This window comes from Terriglobales bacterium (assembly GCA_035651995.1).
In the GTDB taxonomy this organism is placed as follows: Bacteria; Acidobacteriota; Terriglobia; order Terriglobales; family Acidobacteriaceae; genus DASRER01.
The window spans coordinates 261,467-277,159 of record DASRER010000002.1 but is presented as its reverse complement, the minus strand read 5'-3'; the positions used below and the strand labels follow the sequence as shown (position 1 = coordinate 277,159).

Sequence of the window (15,693 nt, the reverse complement as noted above, 5' to 3'; positions counted from 1 at the left end):
ACAAGCTAGTTGGGCGCCTCCCCCTTTCAGCGATTACCCGGCCAGCCAAGGAGGAACATGTCTGCCCGCCGACCGTTTTTCGCCATTTTGCTGTTCACGCTTTTCGCGTTCGCCACGCCGTCGGTTGCACAGTTCGGCAAGGTGATTCCCGGCGGTAAGAAAAACCAGCCGGACAACAAGCCCGCCGCGGTGGGCGCCGCGCCCGATTACACCGACAAAGACAAGCAGGAGATGGACAAGATCGCGCAGCAGCAGGAGACCAAGGACCGCATCGAGTCGGCCTGGTCGGAGCTGCGGCATCGCGACTTGGACTTTGCCTACCGCGTGAACCTCTCGAACCGGCTGACGGAAGGCGCGCTCCAGGTGGCCGACTTTCGCAACGACTTCGGCCAACTCTACGACAATCCCATCGTGGCGCGTTACGTGAACAGCCTGGGACAGCGGCTGGTGCCGAAAGACAGCCCGAACGTCTTCGCCTTCCGTGTGCTGCTCGATCCCGAACCGCGAGCCGAGACGATTTCGACGGGAACGATTTACGTTTCCACCGGGCTGATCGCCATGCTCGACAACGAAGCGCAGCTCTCCTACGTGCTGGCGCATGAAGTGGCGCACGTGGAGCGCAATCACTTCTATAACAAGCTGCGCAACAGCATCATCGAGGAGATTTACTGGCAGCAGAAAGAAGAGAGCGCGGAGAAGAAGCGCGCGCTGCTGAGCCTGGGCATGGGCGTGGCCGGCGGATTGATCGGCCGCGGCGCGGGCGGCTCGGCGCGCGACATTTTCACCGGCGCGGGCCTGGGAACGCTGACCGGCTACATCGCCGGCAGCTACCTGTTTCGCAATAAATTCATCCCCACCAACTGGTCCGTGGTTTACGAAGACGAAGCCGACGAGAACGCGCTCAAGTACATGCTCGAACAGAATTACGACGCGCGCGAGGTGCCGCGGCTGTACGCCACGCTCGATCGCGTGGTGAAGGCCGACCCAAGGCTGGGTCTGGGATTCATCGGGAATCCTGCGCGTGTGAAAGAGCGCACATCGAAGATCCAGGCGATGCTGGGGGACAAGTACAAGGCCGACCTGGAAAAGCGTCTCAAAGACGCCGGGCTGACCGGATCGAGCGGCGAGTACAACCTGGTGATGTCGGCGCTGAAGCGCGACAACGGCATTGTGGCGCTCGACTACGATCTGTTCGCCGAGGCGCGCGACAACCTGGAAGAAGCCGTCTCGCAGCGCTCCAACGATCCGCTGGCGCACTACTACCTCGGCAAGGTGCTGGCGCTTACCGGACGCACGCAGGAAGACAAGCAGCAGGCGGTGAAATACTTCCAGGCGGCGATCAAGCTCGACGCCGGGCGGCTCGCCTTCGCCGATCCGCACCTGGACTACGCGCTGTACCTCATCAATCAGCCGAACCCGCCGCAAGGCGAGATCCTGAAGGAGCTGAAGACGTTCGTGCTGCTCTACCAGCGCGACCACGGCGGCGCGCTGCCGGGGAACATGCACATCCTTTATGACTACTTCCTGCTGGCGGGCGATACGAGCTGGTATGTGCCGCCGGCATCGGTGGTCTCGACCAAGTGGGTTGATCCGGTGAACACCACCGGCAGCTCGCCGAAGACGCTGCCGCAAATGATCGGCGTCGCGACCGATTCGCCGGCGCAGCAGGGGCCGAGCAGCACGTCATCGCCGGCGCGGCCTGCGCCCGCGGTGAAGAAGGCGAGCGCGGCGACAAAGTAGCCCGGCACGCAGACAAGCGGGCGCTCCGGCGGGGAGCGCCCCGCATTTTCGACGCAGCTTTTCGAGGGAATATGCGAACACGGAACCTGGTTGGAGCTGTGCTGTTGCTGACGGTCGTTGCATCAGCGCCCGCATTGTTTGCCGCGCCGCCGCAAGCGAAGGTGCTGGTCGGGATCATGCCGGTGTACGACATGTCAGGCGAGTCGTTCGGTGACGTTTTCGCCCGCAACCTCACCTTCATTTTGTACCGCGAGTTGCAGGGCAGCGGATCGGTGGAGCCGGTGCTGCTTATGCCCGGAGGCGTGTACACGCCGGCGGCGGACGACTGGATCCAGGACTACGCGCGCAACGCCAACGTTGACGCGGTGCTGGTCACGCAGTTTGACAGTGACCGCAACCGCCGCGGGCCGACGACGCTGAAGATCACGGCGACGCTGCGCGAGACCGCCAACGGCAAATCCGGTCCCAAGCGCGAGTTCACGCAGGTGCTGCGCAAAGAGGACTTCACCGCGCTGACGGCAGCGATGGCGCTGAATCCGTGGTGGGACTTCGGTCCGCCGGTCTCGTGGTTTGCCTCGAGCGGACCGCGTCCGTTCGAGAAACAGCCCATCGGCAAGATCGCGCGTGGGTTTGCGCACGACGTGAGCCAGCAGACGATCGAGCAGGCGCCCATGCTGGTGCCGACGGGCACGGCGCCGAACATCGTGAATGCGGCTTCCGAGAAGTGCAACATCGAGCTGCGCATTCGCTACACCAAGCGCAATGTGTCGTCGAAGGCGTACACGCTGCTGGTGAACAATCGCGACGAGACAACGTCCATCAACGGCGAGGGCGCGGCGCAACTTCAGCTTCCTTCCGGAGCGGTGGTGATGCAGATCGAACTGAAGGACGCGCCTTACAAGCTGCCCATCCAGCCGTGGTACCAGGGCAGCACGCTGCTCGACTGCAAGCAGCCGGAGAAGCGCCTGCTGCTTACGGTGGGACCGGCGGGTGAGGGCTTGCTTGCGTGGCAGCCGTAGCCGCGGCTACACGGCGTTCACGCCCGGCTGACAAAGCTTCCCCAGAGCGCGGCGCGCCAGCCTGCGGCGGCTGGCAATCTGCGCCACGCAGGCGTCCCACGAGGTCGGCGGAAAGGCGAAATTGTCGGGATTGCCGTCGGCGCAGGCGCCGAGGCGGTTGGACGGCGCGTTGCGGGCCTGTAGAATTCGCGGCATGCCCGCCAAGCCTTCGGGAACGCTGCTGAAGCCGCGTGACGCGGCGGCGGTCCTTGGCGTGAGCTATCCCGCCCTGAAACAGTGGATCTACAAGAAGCGGTTGCGCACGGTGGTCACACCCGGCGGGCATCACCGCATTCCCGAGAGCGAGCTCGACAAATTCCTGCACCGCGCCGCGGCGCGTCAGCCTGAGGGCAGCCGGCAGGGTTTCCGGCACATCAGTGGACGCAATCAGCTGATCGGGCGCGTGCTCGAAGTGCGCATCGAGGGCCTGCTGGCGCAGGTGCGGCTTTCCATCGGGGGGCAGAAGATTACGGCGATCATCACGGCCGACGCGGCGCGCGAGATGCGCCTGAAGCGCGGCGACACGGCGGCCGCGCTGGTGAAAGCGACGGAAGTGATGATTGTGAGGCCGTAAAACAGGTTTCGAGTTTCACGTTTCGAGTCCTGGACCTGAAAAGCAGCGGCGGCTTGCTCGCCGGCGAGGGCGTCCGCGCCACATGGTCCGGGACAGTGGCCCTGGGGCGCGGGCGCCCGACGCCACAACGTTCACGGTAACTGAGCGAAGCAGATGGCGCGGTATCGGTACTGAGTGCATCAAACAAGATGCAATCGAGTCGCGCCGGAGCGATCATAGTTCTATGCAGAATCCGATCCTCGAGAACTGCGGTTCGCGCATGCTGTTCAGCGAAGTCTGCCGCGTGGCGATGGACTCGTTCCAGTTGAACAAGGTGCGTTTCGCGCTGACCGCGGTGGGCATGGTGATCGGCACCATGTCGCTGATCCTGGTGACCACGATCGCGCTCACCGGCAAGCAGTACGTGCTGAGCCTGATCCAGGGGATCGGCGCCAATATGATCATCGCCGAGTACTCGGGCGGCGGGAACAGCGCGGTGAGCGCGGTGCCGCAGGACTACCTCACGGTTGACGACATGCGCGCCGTGCAGGAGCAGGTGCCGGGCCTGCGCGCCGCTTCGCCCATGATGGAGTTGCAGGAGCGCATTCCGGTGGGCGGCGGCAAGGAGCGCGACGTGCAGGTGCTGGGCGTGAGCCCGGACTATCGCTGGATCCGAAATCTTGCGCTGCCCGCCGGGCGCTTCTTCGATTCGGAAGATACGGCCTCGCGCAACAAGGTGGCGTGCGTCACCGACAAGTTCGCCGAGCGCACCTACGGCAGCCAGGACGCGGCGATCGGCCAGACGCTGAAGATCACCGGCCTGCCCTTCACGGTGATTTGTACCTTCCGCGAACAGGTGGAGACATTCGGACAGTCGGAAGTTTCCGACGACACCATCCTGATCCCGTACACGGTGGCGCGCTACTTCACCGGAACGGACTTCACCAAGCAGCTGTTTTTCTCGACGTCGGATTCATCGGACGTGCCGCGGGCCAGCCATGCCATCGGCGAAGTGATCAAGAGCAGGCACCGGCCCGAGTCGGTCTACAAGGTGCAGAATTTGACGCAACTGCTCGACGTGGCGGCAAAGACGGCGAACGCACTGACGCTGGTGCTGATGCTGGTGGCGATGGTGACGCTGGTGGTGAGCGGCGTGGGTATCATGAACATCATGCTGGCCAACGTGAGCGCGCGTATTCGTGAGATCGGGATTCGCAAAGCGATCGGCGCCACGCGGCGCGAAATCCGCACACAGTTCCTGACCGAGGCCGTTTTCATCGCCCTGGTGGGGGGCTTTGTCGGGACGGTGATCGGGCTGGCGCTGCCGTTTTCGGTGCGGTTCTTCACCAGCTTCAGGATTCCCATTTCCGGGCTGTCGGCGGTCATCGCGATCGCGGTGTCGTCGCTGGTGGGCGTGCTGTTCGGCACCGTGCCGGCGACCAGGGCGGCGCAGCTGGACCCGATCGAAAGCCTGCGCTACGAATGAGTTGCTGCTGGCGGCCGGCTCCTGGCTTCTGGCTGACACAAAGGCAAGACCAACTGCGGACACAAAGGGCACTACAAGGCACAAAGGACGCGAAGGCTCTTGCCAGCAGCCGGCAGCGAGGTACAAAAGCAAAAGCCGGGCTGGTTCGCCCGGCTTTCTGGTTGGACCTGGTCGGCGCCCTCCCGTTTGGAAGGCGGGATTACATCACCAGAGCCAAATTTTCCAGTTCCTTCTGGATGGATTCCAGCGAGCAGCCGGAACCCTCCACGCGAATGGAAGCATCGAACGCTGCCTCCGGGGAAACACCGTAGCCGCGTCCCGACAGGAAGACCTGGAGCAACTCGGCCGCCTGCCTCGTATCGAGCCCTCCCTGAACCAGTTCGTTCCGGAGAGCCGTCAGCTCGGGTACGGAAAACCGTTCAATCGTCACCGTCTCCACCTCCGACCCTTGGACCCTCTGCCCATTAGACTCGGCTGCACCTTAGTTTGTTGCGTGCAAATTAATTGCCACTCCAAAGCCGGGTAAAGCCCAGCAAATAATGTCCTTGCTCTATATACGGAACGGACGACCGCACAGGATGTGCAAAACTATTTACGCCCTGGTGGTGGGAAAAGCCGCTGGCACCACGGCATCTATCATGAAATGAACAGCTTAGCTGCTGAACCTCATGGGTTGGCCGGTTTGGCCCGCGGGTGACAATCTGGCACGGGTACTCTGGCCAGCTTTCGGGAGCTCGGAGGTGGCCTGTTCGCCCAGAAGAAGGCCCAGAGACCCTGTCGGCAGCTCGCTGGGTCCGGCGGCGCTGCATTAGAATCAGAAAAAACATGTCAGCGATCCTTCTGGATGGAGAAAAAGCGGCAGCGCAGATCAAGGCTGAGGCGGCCGAGCACGTGCGCGAGATGGCGGCGCAGGGAATGCGGCCCGGGTTGGCGGTAATCCTGGTTGGGCACAATCCTGCATCGGAGATCTACGTTCGCGGCAAGATCAAGGCAAGCGAGCAGGTCGGAATCTACAGCGAGCAGATCACGCCACCCGAGTCGGTGACCACGCAGGAGCTGCTGGAGGCGGTGGACGATCTGAACCGGCGCGAGGAGATTGACGGGATCCTCGTGCAGCTTCCATTGCCGGCGCAGGTGGACGCCAAGAGAGTTCTGCTGGCGGTTTCGCCCGACAAGGACGTGGACGGCTTCCATCCGATGAACGTGGGCCGGCTCTCGACGCAGCGTCCCGGGCTGGTTCCATGTACGCCGGCGGGGATCATGGAACTGCTGCGGCGGAACAGCATCGAAGTTCAAGGCCGCAACGCGGTGGTAGTCGGACGGAGCGACATTGTGGGCAAGCCGATGGCGATGCTCCTGATCAACGCCAATGCGACCGTGACGGTGTGCCACTCGAAAACGCGCGACCTGCCCGGCGTGTGCCGCTCGGCAGACATCCTGGTGGCAGCGATTGGACGCGCGGGCATGATCACGCGCGATTTCGTTCGCCCGGGCGCCACGGTGGTGGACGTGGGCATGAACCGCGTGACTGACCGCGCCGAGTTCGAGCGCCTTTTTGCCGGGAACGGGAAGAAGGCCGAGCAGTTCGCAAACAAGGGAAGCGTACTCGTGGGCGATGTACATCCCGAGGTGGCCGAAGTTGCCGGCGCGCTCACGCCGGTGCCTGGCGGAGTTGGGCCGCTGACCATTGCAATGCTGATGTCGAACACGGTGAAGGCGGCGCGGCTGCGCCGCGAGAAAGAAGCCGCGGAAGCAGGGGAGGCTTCCGCGCCGGTCACCGCCGGCGGGCGGCGCTGAGCTTGCTGCGCGTTGGCCTGACCGGCGGCGTGGCGTGCGGCAAGAGCACCGTGGCGGAGATGTTCGCGCGCCGCGGCGTGCACGTGGCGCGGGCCGATGAAATCGCGCACCAGGTGATGCAGCCCGGGCAGCCGGCCTACGAGGAAGTGGTGCGGCGCTTCGGGCGGGGCATTCTCCAGCCGGATGGCCTGATCAGCCGGCCATTGCTGGCCGCCACGGTGTTCACTCCCGCGGCCGACGGCAGCACGCGTGTCGCGGAGCTGAATGCGATCGTGCATCCGGAGGTGATCGCGCGCCAGGACGAGTGGATGCGCCAGGTGGGCGAGCGCGAGCCCGGCGCGATTGCGATGGTGGAGGCGGCGCTGATCCTGGAGGCGGGCGTCGCGGGGCGCTTCGACAAGCTGGTTGTCGTCACCTGCCGGCCGGAGCAGAAGGTGGAGCGCTTTGCGCGACGCACCGGAATGCCGCTGGAAGCGGCGCGAGTGGAAGTGGAGCGCATCTGCGCGGCACAGTTGCCCGATTCGGAAAAGATCCGCGCGGCCGACTACGTAATCCATAACTGCGGCACGCCGGCCGATGCGGAAGCGCAGGCCGAAAAAGTGCTCGAACAGCTGCGCGGGCTGACGAGGGCTGCACCCCGATAACCTCGAAACGCCCGGTACGTCTGAGCAGCAGGAGGCACCCTGACGGATGAACCGGGCAGCAAGCGTGAGTTTTGCACTTATGAAGAGCATACGACCGTTGCTTTTTGCGATGGCGCTGGTGGGCGTCTTCTACTGGGTCACGAACCGGCCGGTGACGCGTTCGACCTCGGGCGGGAGCACTCCGTCGTGGGTGACGCCGCCGGCGGACATCGAAGTGGGCCACGCGGCGGCGCCCGTCGCGCTGGATTCGGATGAACAGAACAACGTGGATGTGTACCGGCGCGTGGTGCCGTCAGTGGTCAACGTCACGTCGAAAGCGGTGGCGTGGGACTTCTTCTACGGCCCGGTGCCGGAAGAAGGGCAGGGTTCCGGTTTCATCATCGACAAGGAAGGGCACATCCTGACGAACTTCCACGTGATCTCGCTCAACCCGCGGCAGATCGAGGTCACGTTGCACGACCAGAAAAAGTACAAGGCGGCAGTGGTCGGCTACGACCGCACCAACGACCTGGCGCTGCTGCAGATCAATGCCAAGGACCTGCCGGCAATCCCGATCGGAGATTCCGCCAACCTGCTGGTCGGACAGAAGGTGTATGCCATCGGCAATCCCTTCGGGCTGAACGGGACGATGACGCGCGGCATCATCAGCTCGATCCGATCGGTGCGCTCGCCGAGCGGCGCCGTGATCGATAAGGCGATCCAGACGGACGCCGCAATCAACCCCGGAAACTCCGGCGGGCCGCTGCTGAACTCCAAGGGCGAGGTGATCGGGATCAACACGTTCATCGCCACCGGACAGGGCGGGGTGGAGCAGAGCGCGGGCGTCGGCTTTGCCATTCCCATCACCAGCGCCAAGGTGTTCGTGGAAGATTTGCGGCAGTACGGACACGTGCGCCGTCCCTCGCTGGGCGTGCGCGCGCTGCCCATCGGGCCGGAACTGGCCGACGAGATGGGCCTGGCGGCCGATTCCGGGCTGCTGATCATCTACGTGACGCCCGGCAGCAGCGCCGAGCGCGCCGGCCTGCGCGGCGGCAACAAGCGAGCCTACCTCGGCAACATGGAGATCATGCTGGGCGGCGACCTGATCGTGGCCATCGACGACAAGGAGATGCGCAGCCTGCAGGACTACAACGACATGATGAACCGCCATCGCACCGGCGACACCGTTACCGTGACCGTCTTCCGCGGCAAGCAGAAGATGACCTTCAAGGTCGTGCTCGGCGAAGCCCAGCAGACGGCGTAAGGAGTGGAGGGTGGACAGTGGACGGTGAATAGTTGAAAGCGCGGTTGGCCCGCGCCTTTCACGATCCACTGTCCACTATCCACTGTCCCTCGGTTTCACATACTTCCTCGCCGCTTTGTGGATCGTCTTCCACTTGCGCTTGCGCTCCAGCTCGGCCCACTTGTCAATGCGCGTCTCCTGCCACGCGAGTTCACGCTGCAGTTTGCGGAAGCTTTCCAGGCGTTCGGCGGCGAGGCCGCCGGCGATGACGGCCTGCTCGACGGCGCAGCCGGGCTCGCCGTGATGCGAGCAGCCGGAGAAGCGGCAGGCGGCGGCGAGCGTCTGGATTTCGTCGAACGCGGCGTGCATGCCTTCGCCCGCGTCCCAGAGTTGGAGCTCGCGCATGCCCGGCGTGTCGATGATGAGGCCTCCTTCCGGGGTGAGCGGGCCCGGCGGCACGATCAGCAGCTCGCGATGCGTCGTGGCATGCCGGCCGGTCTGGTCATGCTCGCGAACGGGTCGCGTGGGAAGAGCGTCGGCGCCGAGCAGGCGGTTGATGATGGTGCTCTTGCCCACGCCCGATGAGCCAAGCAGCGCCGCCGTGCGGCCCGGAACGACATAACGCGCGAGCTGCTCGAGTCCCGCGCCGCCGGCGGCGCTCATGATGTGTACGGGAACGCCCAGCGCGACCGACCGGACTTCGGCGGCGCGAGCTTCGATCTGAGCGTCCGGGCACAGGTCGGCCTTGTTCAGCACCACGACGGGTACCGCTCCGCTCTCGTAGGCCATGACGAGATAGCGCTCGATGCGGCGGGGCGAGTAGTCGTTGTCGAGGCCGGCCACGAGGAGCACGGTGTCAACGTTGGCGGCGACAACCTGCTCCTCGCTCACGCGTCCGGCGGCCTTGCGCGAGAACTTGCTCGAGCGTGGCAGCACCGCTCGGATGATGGCCTTGCCGGCGCCGGCGGGCTTGATGGCAACCCAGTCGCCGACAGCGGGTAGTTCGTGAGCACCGGTGGCGTGGTGGCGGAGGCGTCCGGCGACCTCGGCGAGCAGGTCTCCGCGCTCGGCGCTGACGCGATAGATCTGGCTGTGGCGGAGCGTGACCCGCGCCGGCTCGATGCCGGGCGCGGCAACCTCAGAAAACTGCGATGCAATCAACGGGTTCCAACCCAGTCGCGTGAGTTGCATTTCATCCTCTCGATTTGTTGGGAGACAACCAGACCCGCGCACCGAGCAGTGGAGGCGCAACTCTGGCGCCGGCCCGGCACAGTTACCGCTGCGGGTTAGAGGATGGCAGTCATAGGCAGAAGCGATCGGCGATAGGGTAGCAAAAGCCACCCAGCCATCGCATCTTGTAGTCCCCGGCGTCGGCGGTTTGAAGTGGGTTTTCGCATTTGACGCCACCTTCTCCGCTGGGCTAGCCTCAAGCTTCGCCGTCCCCACGGCGCGGCGGCTGGGCGCCACGTCATGCTCTTCCCAAGTTCTTCTGGAACAGTAGGTTAGGGACAAGCCGCGAGGACCCTGATTGAAGCCGATCCGGCCAATTTCAGCCGTAGTTACGGTGCTGCTGCTCAGCTCGGCAGCGCTGGCCGCGGGCGTGCGTCCCGAGCACGCGTCGAAGGCGATGGTGGTGAGCGTGCACGAGTTGGCCTCCCGCGCCGGGGTCGAGATGATGCAGGCGGGCGGCAACGCGGTGGATGCGGCGGTCGCTACAGGATTTGCGCTCGCCGTGGTGCACCCGGTGGCCGGGAACATTGGCGGTGGCGGATTCCTGCTGATGCGCATGGCGAACGGCGAAGCGCGCTTCCTCGACTTTCGTGAGAAGGCGCCCGCGCGGGCCACCGCGAACATGTATCTGGACGCCGAAGGCAACGTCATCAAAGATGCAAGCACGGTGGGATACAAAGCGTCGGGCGTGCCCGGCTCGGTCGCCGGACTGGCGTACGCACAAAAGAAGTGGGGCAAGCTGCCGCTCGCCCGCGTGATGCAGCCGGCCATCCGGCTGGCGCGCGAAGGCTACGCGCTGAGTTACAACGACGCGTCGAGCTTCCGGAACAGGCGCCTGACCGAGTTCCCCGAGTCGAAGCGGATTTTCCAGCGCGAGGGGAATTACTACCAGCAGGGAGACATCTTCCGTCAGCCGGAGCTGGCCAAGACGCTGGAGAGGATCGCAGCCAATCCCGATGAGTTCTATCACGGTGCGCTGGCGAAAGAGATTGCCGCGGCAGTGCAACAGGGCGGCGGCCTCATCACGACGGAAGACCTGGCAGCCTATGAAGTGAAGGAGCGTTCGCCGGTGCGCGGCACCTATCGCGGGCTGGAGATCATTGGCGCGCCGCCGCCCTCGTCGGGCGGCGTGGCGCTGATTGAGGCGCTGAACATCCTGGAAGGCTACGACCTGCGCGCGATGGGCGCCGGGTCGGCCGATGCGATCCACGTCACGACGGAGGCGATGCGGCGTGCGTTTTTCGATCGTTCGGAGTTCATGGGCGATCCGGATTTCGCGAAGGTCCCTGTGGCGTCGCTGGTTGACAAGAAGTACGGGGCGGCTTGGCGCGACTCGATCGCGCCGCAGCGCGCGACGCTGAGCGCCGGCCTGCGGCGTCCGGAAGCGTTTCACGATCTGGATCGCGTGGCGTCGTTCGCGGCTGCGGGCGCAGAGCCGAGCGAGACGACCCACTACTCCGTGGTTGACGAGGACGGCAACGCGGTCGCGGTCACGACCACGCTGAACAGCGGATTCGGATCGAAGGTCACGCTGCCGGGGCTCGGCTTCCTGATGAATGACGAGATGGATGACTTCGCGACCAAGCCAGGCGTGCCGAATTCCTACGGGCTCATCCAGGGGCCGGCGAACGCGATCGGGCCGGGAAAGCGTCCGCTTTCGGCGATGACGCCGACCATCGTGTTGAAAGACGGCAAGTTGTTCCTGGTGCTCGGTTCGCCGGGCGGGCCGCGCATCATCTCGACCGTGCTGAACATTCTCACCGGCGTGGTGGACCACGGGCTGAACATCCAGGAGGCGGTGAACGCGCCTCGCTTCCATCATCAATATCTGCCCGATCTGCTCTACATGGAGCGCACCGGGTTTTCGCCCGACACGCAGCGCATCCTGGAGCAGCGCGGCCATCACATCGTGACGGTGGAGAAGGATTCGCCGAGCGGGCGATGGAGCGACGGTGAGTGCATCATGATTGATCCCAAGAACGGGGAGCGGCTGGGGGCCAGCGATCCGCGCAACGATACCGGGAAGGCGGTGGGCTACTGATGATTCGGGCCGCGTCCACTTACGTGTTCGTGAAGCAGCGGCTGCATCCCGGGCTGCTCGATCAATTGGCGCGCGGCGGGGCCGAGGCGGTCGAAATATTCGGGGCGCGCGGGCACTTCGACTACACCGACCGCGGGCACGTCCGTGAAATTGCCGCCTGGTTCCAGTCCACCGGAGTGACATTCAACTCCATGCACTCGCCCATGCACGGCGATTACGACTGGGGACGCGACGGGTCGGAGCCGGTGAACATTGTCGATCGGGAGAAGCGGCGGCGGATCGAGAGCATGGACGAAATCAAGCGCGCCATCGAGGTGGCCGAGGTCGCGCCGTTCCGCTTCCTGGTGCAGCACGTGGGCACGGGCGGCGAACGCTTCGATCCGCGGAAGTTTGAAGCGGCGATCACGGCGATCGAGCACCTGCGTGCGTTCGCGCGCCCCCTGGGGGTGACGCTGCTGGTGGAGAACATCCCGAACGAACTGTCGGCGCCCGACAAACTCGTTGAGCTGCTCGATACGGCGCACTTTGCCGATGTGGGCGTGTGTTTCGACGTCGGGCATGCGCACATCATGAGCAGCGTGGCGGAGGCGTTCGGCATTCTGAAGCCGCGCATCCGCTCCACCCACGTTCACGACAACGCGCGCGATCGCGACGCGCACCTGTGGCCGGGCGAGGGCTCGATCGACTGGACCGAAGCGATGTCGCTGCTGCGCTCGGCGCCGCACGTGCCGCCGCTGCTGTTCGAAATCGAAGGCGGCGAAAAGCAGGACGTCGCGAACAAGTCCGCCGAAGCATTCAGCCGGCTGGAACATGCGGCCAGCGCCGGATCCAGCGCGGCGAAGCGCTAGAACCGAGGATTTGTGAACACAACGATGCAAACGCAAACTGAAGCGCCGGTCACCAGCATCAGCCAGATCGGAAAGCACGAGGGCGAGTCCGTCACCATTCAGGGCTGGCTGTACAACCTGCGCGAAAGCGGGAAGCTGCTTTTTCCGCAGTTTCGCGACGGCTCGGGCGTGATCCAGGGCGTGGTAGCGAAGAACGCCGCGCCGGAAGCCTTTGAGCGGCTGAAGGGGCTCACGCAGGAGTCGAGCGTGGTGGTGACCGGTAAAGTTCGCGCCGACAAGCGCGCGCCCGGCGGCTACGAGCTCGACGTGACCGATGTGCGCGTCATTCAGCGCGTGCCCGATGACGATCCGTATCCGATTTCGCTCAAAGAGCACGGCGTCGACTTCCTCATGGAGCACCGCCACCTGTGGGTGCGCACGCCGCGGCAGGCGGCCATCCTGCGGATTCGCGCCGAGATCATCAAGGCGGCGCGCGACTTTTTCGACGAGCGCGGTTTCACGCTCACCGATCCGCCCATCCTCACACCGGCGGCGTGCGAGGGCACGACCACGCTGTTCCCGGTGGACTACTTCGACGAGCAGGCCTACCTGACCCAGTCGGGCCAGCTCTACATCGAGGCCACGGCGATGGCGCTCGGCAAGGTGTACTCGTTCGGGCCCACGTTCCGCGCGGAAAAATCGAAGACGCGCCGCCACCTCACCGAGTTCTGGATGGTCGAGCCGGAAGTCGCGTATCTCGAGCTCGACGGCCTCATGGACCTGGCCGAGCAGTTCATCAGCTTCATCGTCGCCCGCGTGCTGGAGCGCCGGAGGCCGGACCTGGCGCTGACCGGGCGCGACATCGCGAAGCTGGAGACGGTAAAGGCGCCGTTCCCGCGCATCACCTACGACGAGGCGGTAAAACTCCTGCAGGAAGGCTTCGCCAAGGGCGCCCTGGAAACCAAGTTCGAGTGGGGCGGCGACTTCGGCTCGCCCGACGAAACCTACATCTCAGGCCAGTTCGATCGCCCCGTCATGATTCATCGTTATCCGGCGCAGGTGAAGGCGTTTTACATGGAGCCTGACCCGCAGCGTCCGGAGCTGGCGCTGTGCGTGGACGTGCTGGCCCCGGAGGGATACGGCGAGATCATCGGCGGATCGCAGCGCATGGCGTCGCACGAGCTGCTGCTGAAGCGCATCCACGAGCACAACCTGCCGGAGTCGGCGTTCAAGTGGTATCTGGACCTGCGCAAGTACGGCGGCGTGCCGCACGCCGGCTTCGGCATGGGCATCGAACGCGCCGTGGCGTGGATTTGCGGCCTGGAGCACGTGCGGGAGACGATTCCGTTTCCCAGGATGCTGCACAAAATTTATCCGTAGGTTCAGTCCGTCGCAGAGGCGCAGAGAACACAGAGATGTCAGCTATTCAGCAGTCCGCGAGCATCGCCCTTCCGCCGACGCATCACAAGAAGATCCGCGTGATCGGCGTGCCCCTGGATCTGGGCGCGTCACGGCGTGGCGTGGACATGGGGCCGTCGGCGGTGCGGGTGGCGGGGCTGGAGGCGCGGCTGGAGTCGCTCGGTCACATCGTGGAAGACGCGGGCAACGTGAACGTCGCCATCGCCGAGCAGAAGAAAGAGGGCGCGCCCAACGCGAAGTACCTGAAGGAAATCACCGCCACGTGCACCAAGCACGCCGAACTGGTGCTGAAGACGCTCGAGGCAGGCAAGACGCCGATCGTGCTCGGCGGCGACCACTCGGTTGCGGCCGGAACGGTGGCGGGCGTGGCCGAGTTCCACCGGCGAAAGAACGAAAAGATCGGGCTCATCTGGATTGACGCGCACGGCGACATCAACACGCCGGAGACGTCGCCCAGCGGCAACGTGCACGGCATGCCGCTGGCGGCCATCATGGGGCTGGGCCCGCCGGAGCTGGCCAACATCTTCAATTTCTCGCCCAAGATCGCGCCGGAGAATTGCGTGCTCGTCGGCATCCGCGATATTGACCAGACCGAGCGCGAAAACATCCGCCGCGCCGGAGTGGAGTACTTCACCATGCGCGACATCGACGAGCGCGGCATGCGCACGGTGATCGAAGAGGCGCTGCGCATCGCCGGGCGCGAGACCGCGGGCTACCACATCTCGCTCGACATGGACTGGGTCGACCCCGAGGACGCGCCGGGTGTGGGCACGCCGGTGCGCGGCGGCGTCACCTACCGCGAGGCGCACCTGGCGATGGAGATCATCGCCGACCACGGCCGCATGACCAGCTTCGAGGTGGTCGAGGTCAACCCGGTGATCGACGAACACAACCGCACCGCCAGCCTGGCAGTGGAGCTGACGCTGAGCGCGTTCGGCAAGAAGATCCTCTAAGGGCGCGGCTGGCTGGCGAGCTTGATCAGCAGCGACGCAAGAATTACCAGCGCCTCAGCCGCGAAAGCCAGCAGGATCGCGCCAAAAAACCTGCCGCCACTCCTCAACGTCTCCGCCGGCAAGGCGGTCCGCTTGCATACGACGGTATGGGCCCACGCGTCGCCATGGCGTTGTTGCTTGAGCGTCTTTTGCATCGCGAAGTAGCCGACTACACCGAAAAAGAGTGAGTCGATGTAGTAGGCAAGCGATCGGAGAGCCGCCGGCCACACGCGGCAGGGCGAAGCGTCTTCCTGCACGACAACCATTCCCAGCAGGCGCTTGCCAACCGTGCTGCCGTGCAGGCCTTCGCAAATAGTGTGGTAGGCAATATCACCAAGTAGCCCAAACCCGAGCCCCGTAAATGAGACCGTGCCCAGCTTCTGCCCGACAGCCGTGGCGGATTGGTGATTGGCAGCGGCGGCGGCCACCGCGACAACCGTGAACACGAATGCGGTCATAGAGCTGACACAGGCGAGCACGAAGGTATCGATCAGACGTGCCCCGACGCGCGGCCAGAACCCTACGCCTTCGAGGTCGCCCGGTTGAGAGAGATAGCCGCCCAGCGAAAGCTCGGGCGCCACGACGGCAGGAGTGGGAGTTGACATTGTTTGAAATTGATACTTCGAGGCCAGCTTCGGTGTCAATTGACGAAACACCTTGTATTTGGCGGGCCGGAAGGGCGTG

General features: G+C 64.7%; 15 protein-coding genes. 11 read left to right on the top strand and 4 right to left on the bottom strand.

All coding sequences use genetic code 11. The features are described 5' to 3' along the window. Positions 1-57 precede the first annotated feature (57 nt). Both VFA60_01380 and VFA60_01375 read left to right on the top strand, forming a co-directional pair. A complete protein-coding gene (locus VFA60_01380; GenBank protein ID HZQ90426.1) occupies positions 58-1,740 on the top strand; it encodes a M48 family metalloprotease in 1,683 nt (560 codons plus the stop codon). A gap of 71 nt (positions 1,741-1,811) precedes the next feature. Continuing rightward, the gene (locus VFA60_01375) at positions 1,812-2,759 is read left to right on the top strand and encodes a hypothetical protein (GenBank protein HZQ90425.1); all 948 of its coding nucleotides are present in this window, start codon (positions 1,812-1,814) and stop codon (positions 2,757-2,759) included. Positions 2,760-2,765: 6 nt separating this feature from the next. On the opposite strand, the gene VFA60_01370 is transcribed toward VFA60_01375, so the two are convergent. After that, complete coding sequence (locus tag VFA60_01370; protein ID HZQ90424.1) at positions 2,766-2,954, bottom strand: hypothetical protein; 189 nt, start codon at positions 2,952-2,954, stop codon at positions 2,766-2,768. Here VFA60_01370 and VFA60_01365 point away from each other — a divergent pair. Both VFA60_01365 and VFA60_01360 read left to right on the top strand, forming a co-directional pair. After that, positions 2,953-3,372 (top strand): helix-turn-helix transcriptional regulator, encoded by a 420-nt coding sequence (locus VFA60_01365; protein ID HZQ90423.1) that lies wholly within the window; start codon positions 2,953-2,955, stop codon positions 3,370-3,372. The genes VFA60_01370 and VFA60_01365 overlap by 2 nt on opposite strands. Positions 3,373-3,595: 223 nt before the next feature. Beyond that, positions 3,596-4,837, top strand: coding sequence for an ABC transporter permease (locus VFA60_01360; GenBank protein HZQ90422.1), 1,242 nt, complete (start codon positions 3,596-3,598; stop codon positions 4,835-4,837). A gap of 199 nt (positions 4,838-5,036) precedes the next feature. On the opposite strand, the gene VFA60_01355 is transcribed toward VFA60_01360, so the two are convergent. Next, positions 5,037-5,276, bottom strand: a complete 240-nt coding sequence (locus tag VFA60_01355) for a hypothetical protein (protein HZQ90421.1) — start codon at positions 5,274-5,276, stop codon at positions 5,037-5,039. 386 nt (positions 5,277-5,662) lie between these two features. Here VFA60_01355 and VFA60_01350 point away from each other — a divergent pair, with 386 nt between their 5' ends. The 3 genes from VFA60_01350 to VFA60_01340 all read left to right on the top strand — a co-directional run bounded on the left by VFA60_01350 (position 5,663) and on the right by VFA60_01340 (position 8,521). Next, positions 5,663-6,634, top strand: coding sequence for a bifunctional 5,10-methylenetetrahydrofolate dehydrogenase/5,10-methenyltetrahydrofolate cyclohydrolase (locus VFA60_01350; protein ID HZQ90420.1), 972 nt, complete (start codon positions 5,663-5,665; stop codon positions 6,632-6,634). Between the two features lie 2 nt (positions 6,635-6,636). Beyond that, positions 6,637-7,278: a dephospho-CoA kinase gene (coaE, locus tag VFA60_01345; protein HZQ90419.1), complete on the top strand. Its 642-nt coding sequence runs from the start codon at positions 6,637-6,639 to the stop codon at positions 7,276-7,278. A gap of 79 nt (positions 7,279-7,357) precedes the next feature. Continuing rightward, positions 7,358-8,521 carry a trypsin-like peptidase domain-containing protein gene (locus VFA60_01340; GenBank protein HZQ90418.1) on the top strand — a complete coding sequence of 388 codons (1,164 nt, stop codon included), beginning with the start codon at positions 7,358-7,360 and terminating at the stop codon, positions 8,519-8,521. A 75-nt stretch (positions 8,522-8,596) separates the two neighbouring features. Here VFA60_01340 and rsgA read toward each other — a convergent pair whose 3' ends face one another. Beyond that, on the bottom strand, positions 8,597-9,691 hold the full coding sequence (rsgA, locus tag VFA60_01335) for a ribosome small subunit-dependent GTPase A (protein HZQ90417.1): 1,095 nt from the start codon (positions 9,689-9,691) through the stop codon (positions 8,597-8,599). A 337-nt stretch (positions 9,692-10,028) separates the two neighbouring features. Between rsgA and ggt the strand changes: the two genes are divergently transcribed. The 4 genes from ggt to rocF are packed head-to-tail and all read left to right on the top strand — an operon-like array spanning position 10,029 to position 14,970. Continuing rightward, a complete protein-coding gene (ggt, locus tag VFA60_01330; protein ID HZQ90416.1) occupies positions 10,029-11,771 on the top strand; it encodes a gamma-glutamyltransferase in 1,743 nt (580 codons plus the stop codon). After that, positions 11,771-12,619 carry a sugar phosphate isomerase/epimerase family protein gene (locus VFA60_01325; GenBank protein HZQ90415.1) on the top strand — a complete coding sequence of 283 codons (849 nt, stop codon included), beginning with the start codon at positions 11,771-11,773 and terminating at the stop codon, positions 12,617-12,619. The genes ggt and VFA60_01325 overlap by 1 nt, the downstream gene beginning before the upstream one ends. A 24-nt stretch (positions 12,620-12,643) precedes the next feature. Then, a complete protein-coding gene (gene asnS, locus VFA60_01320) occupies positions 12,644-13,978 on the top strand; it encodes an asparagine--tRNA ligase (protein HZQ90414.1) in 1,335 nt (444 codons plus the stop codon). A gap of 35 nt (positions 13,979-14,013) precedes the next feature. Next, positions 14,014-14,970 carry an arginase gene (gene rocF, locus VFA60_01315; protein ID HZQ90413.1) on the top strand — a complete coding sequence of 319 codons (957 nt, stop codon included), beginning with the start codon at positions 14,014-14,016 and terminating at the stop codon, positions 14,968-14,970. Here rocF and VFA60_01310 read toward each other — a convergent pair. Then, positions 14,967-15,614: an RDD family protein gene (locus tag VFA60_01310; protein ID HZQ90412.1), complete on the bottom strand. Its 648-nt coding sequence runs from the start codon at positions 15,612-15,614 to the stop codon at positions 14,967-14,969. The genes rocF and VFA60_01310 overlap by 4 nt on opposite strands. Positions 15,615-15,693: the final 79 nt, after the last annotated feature.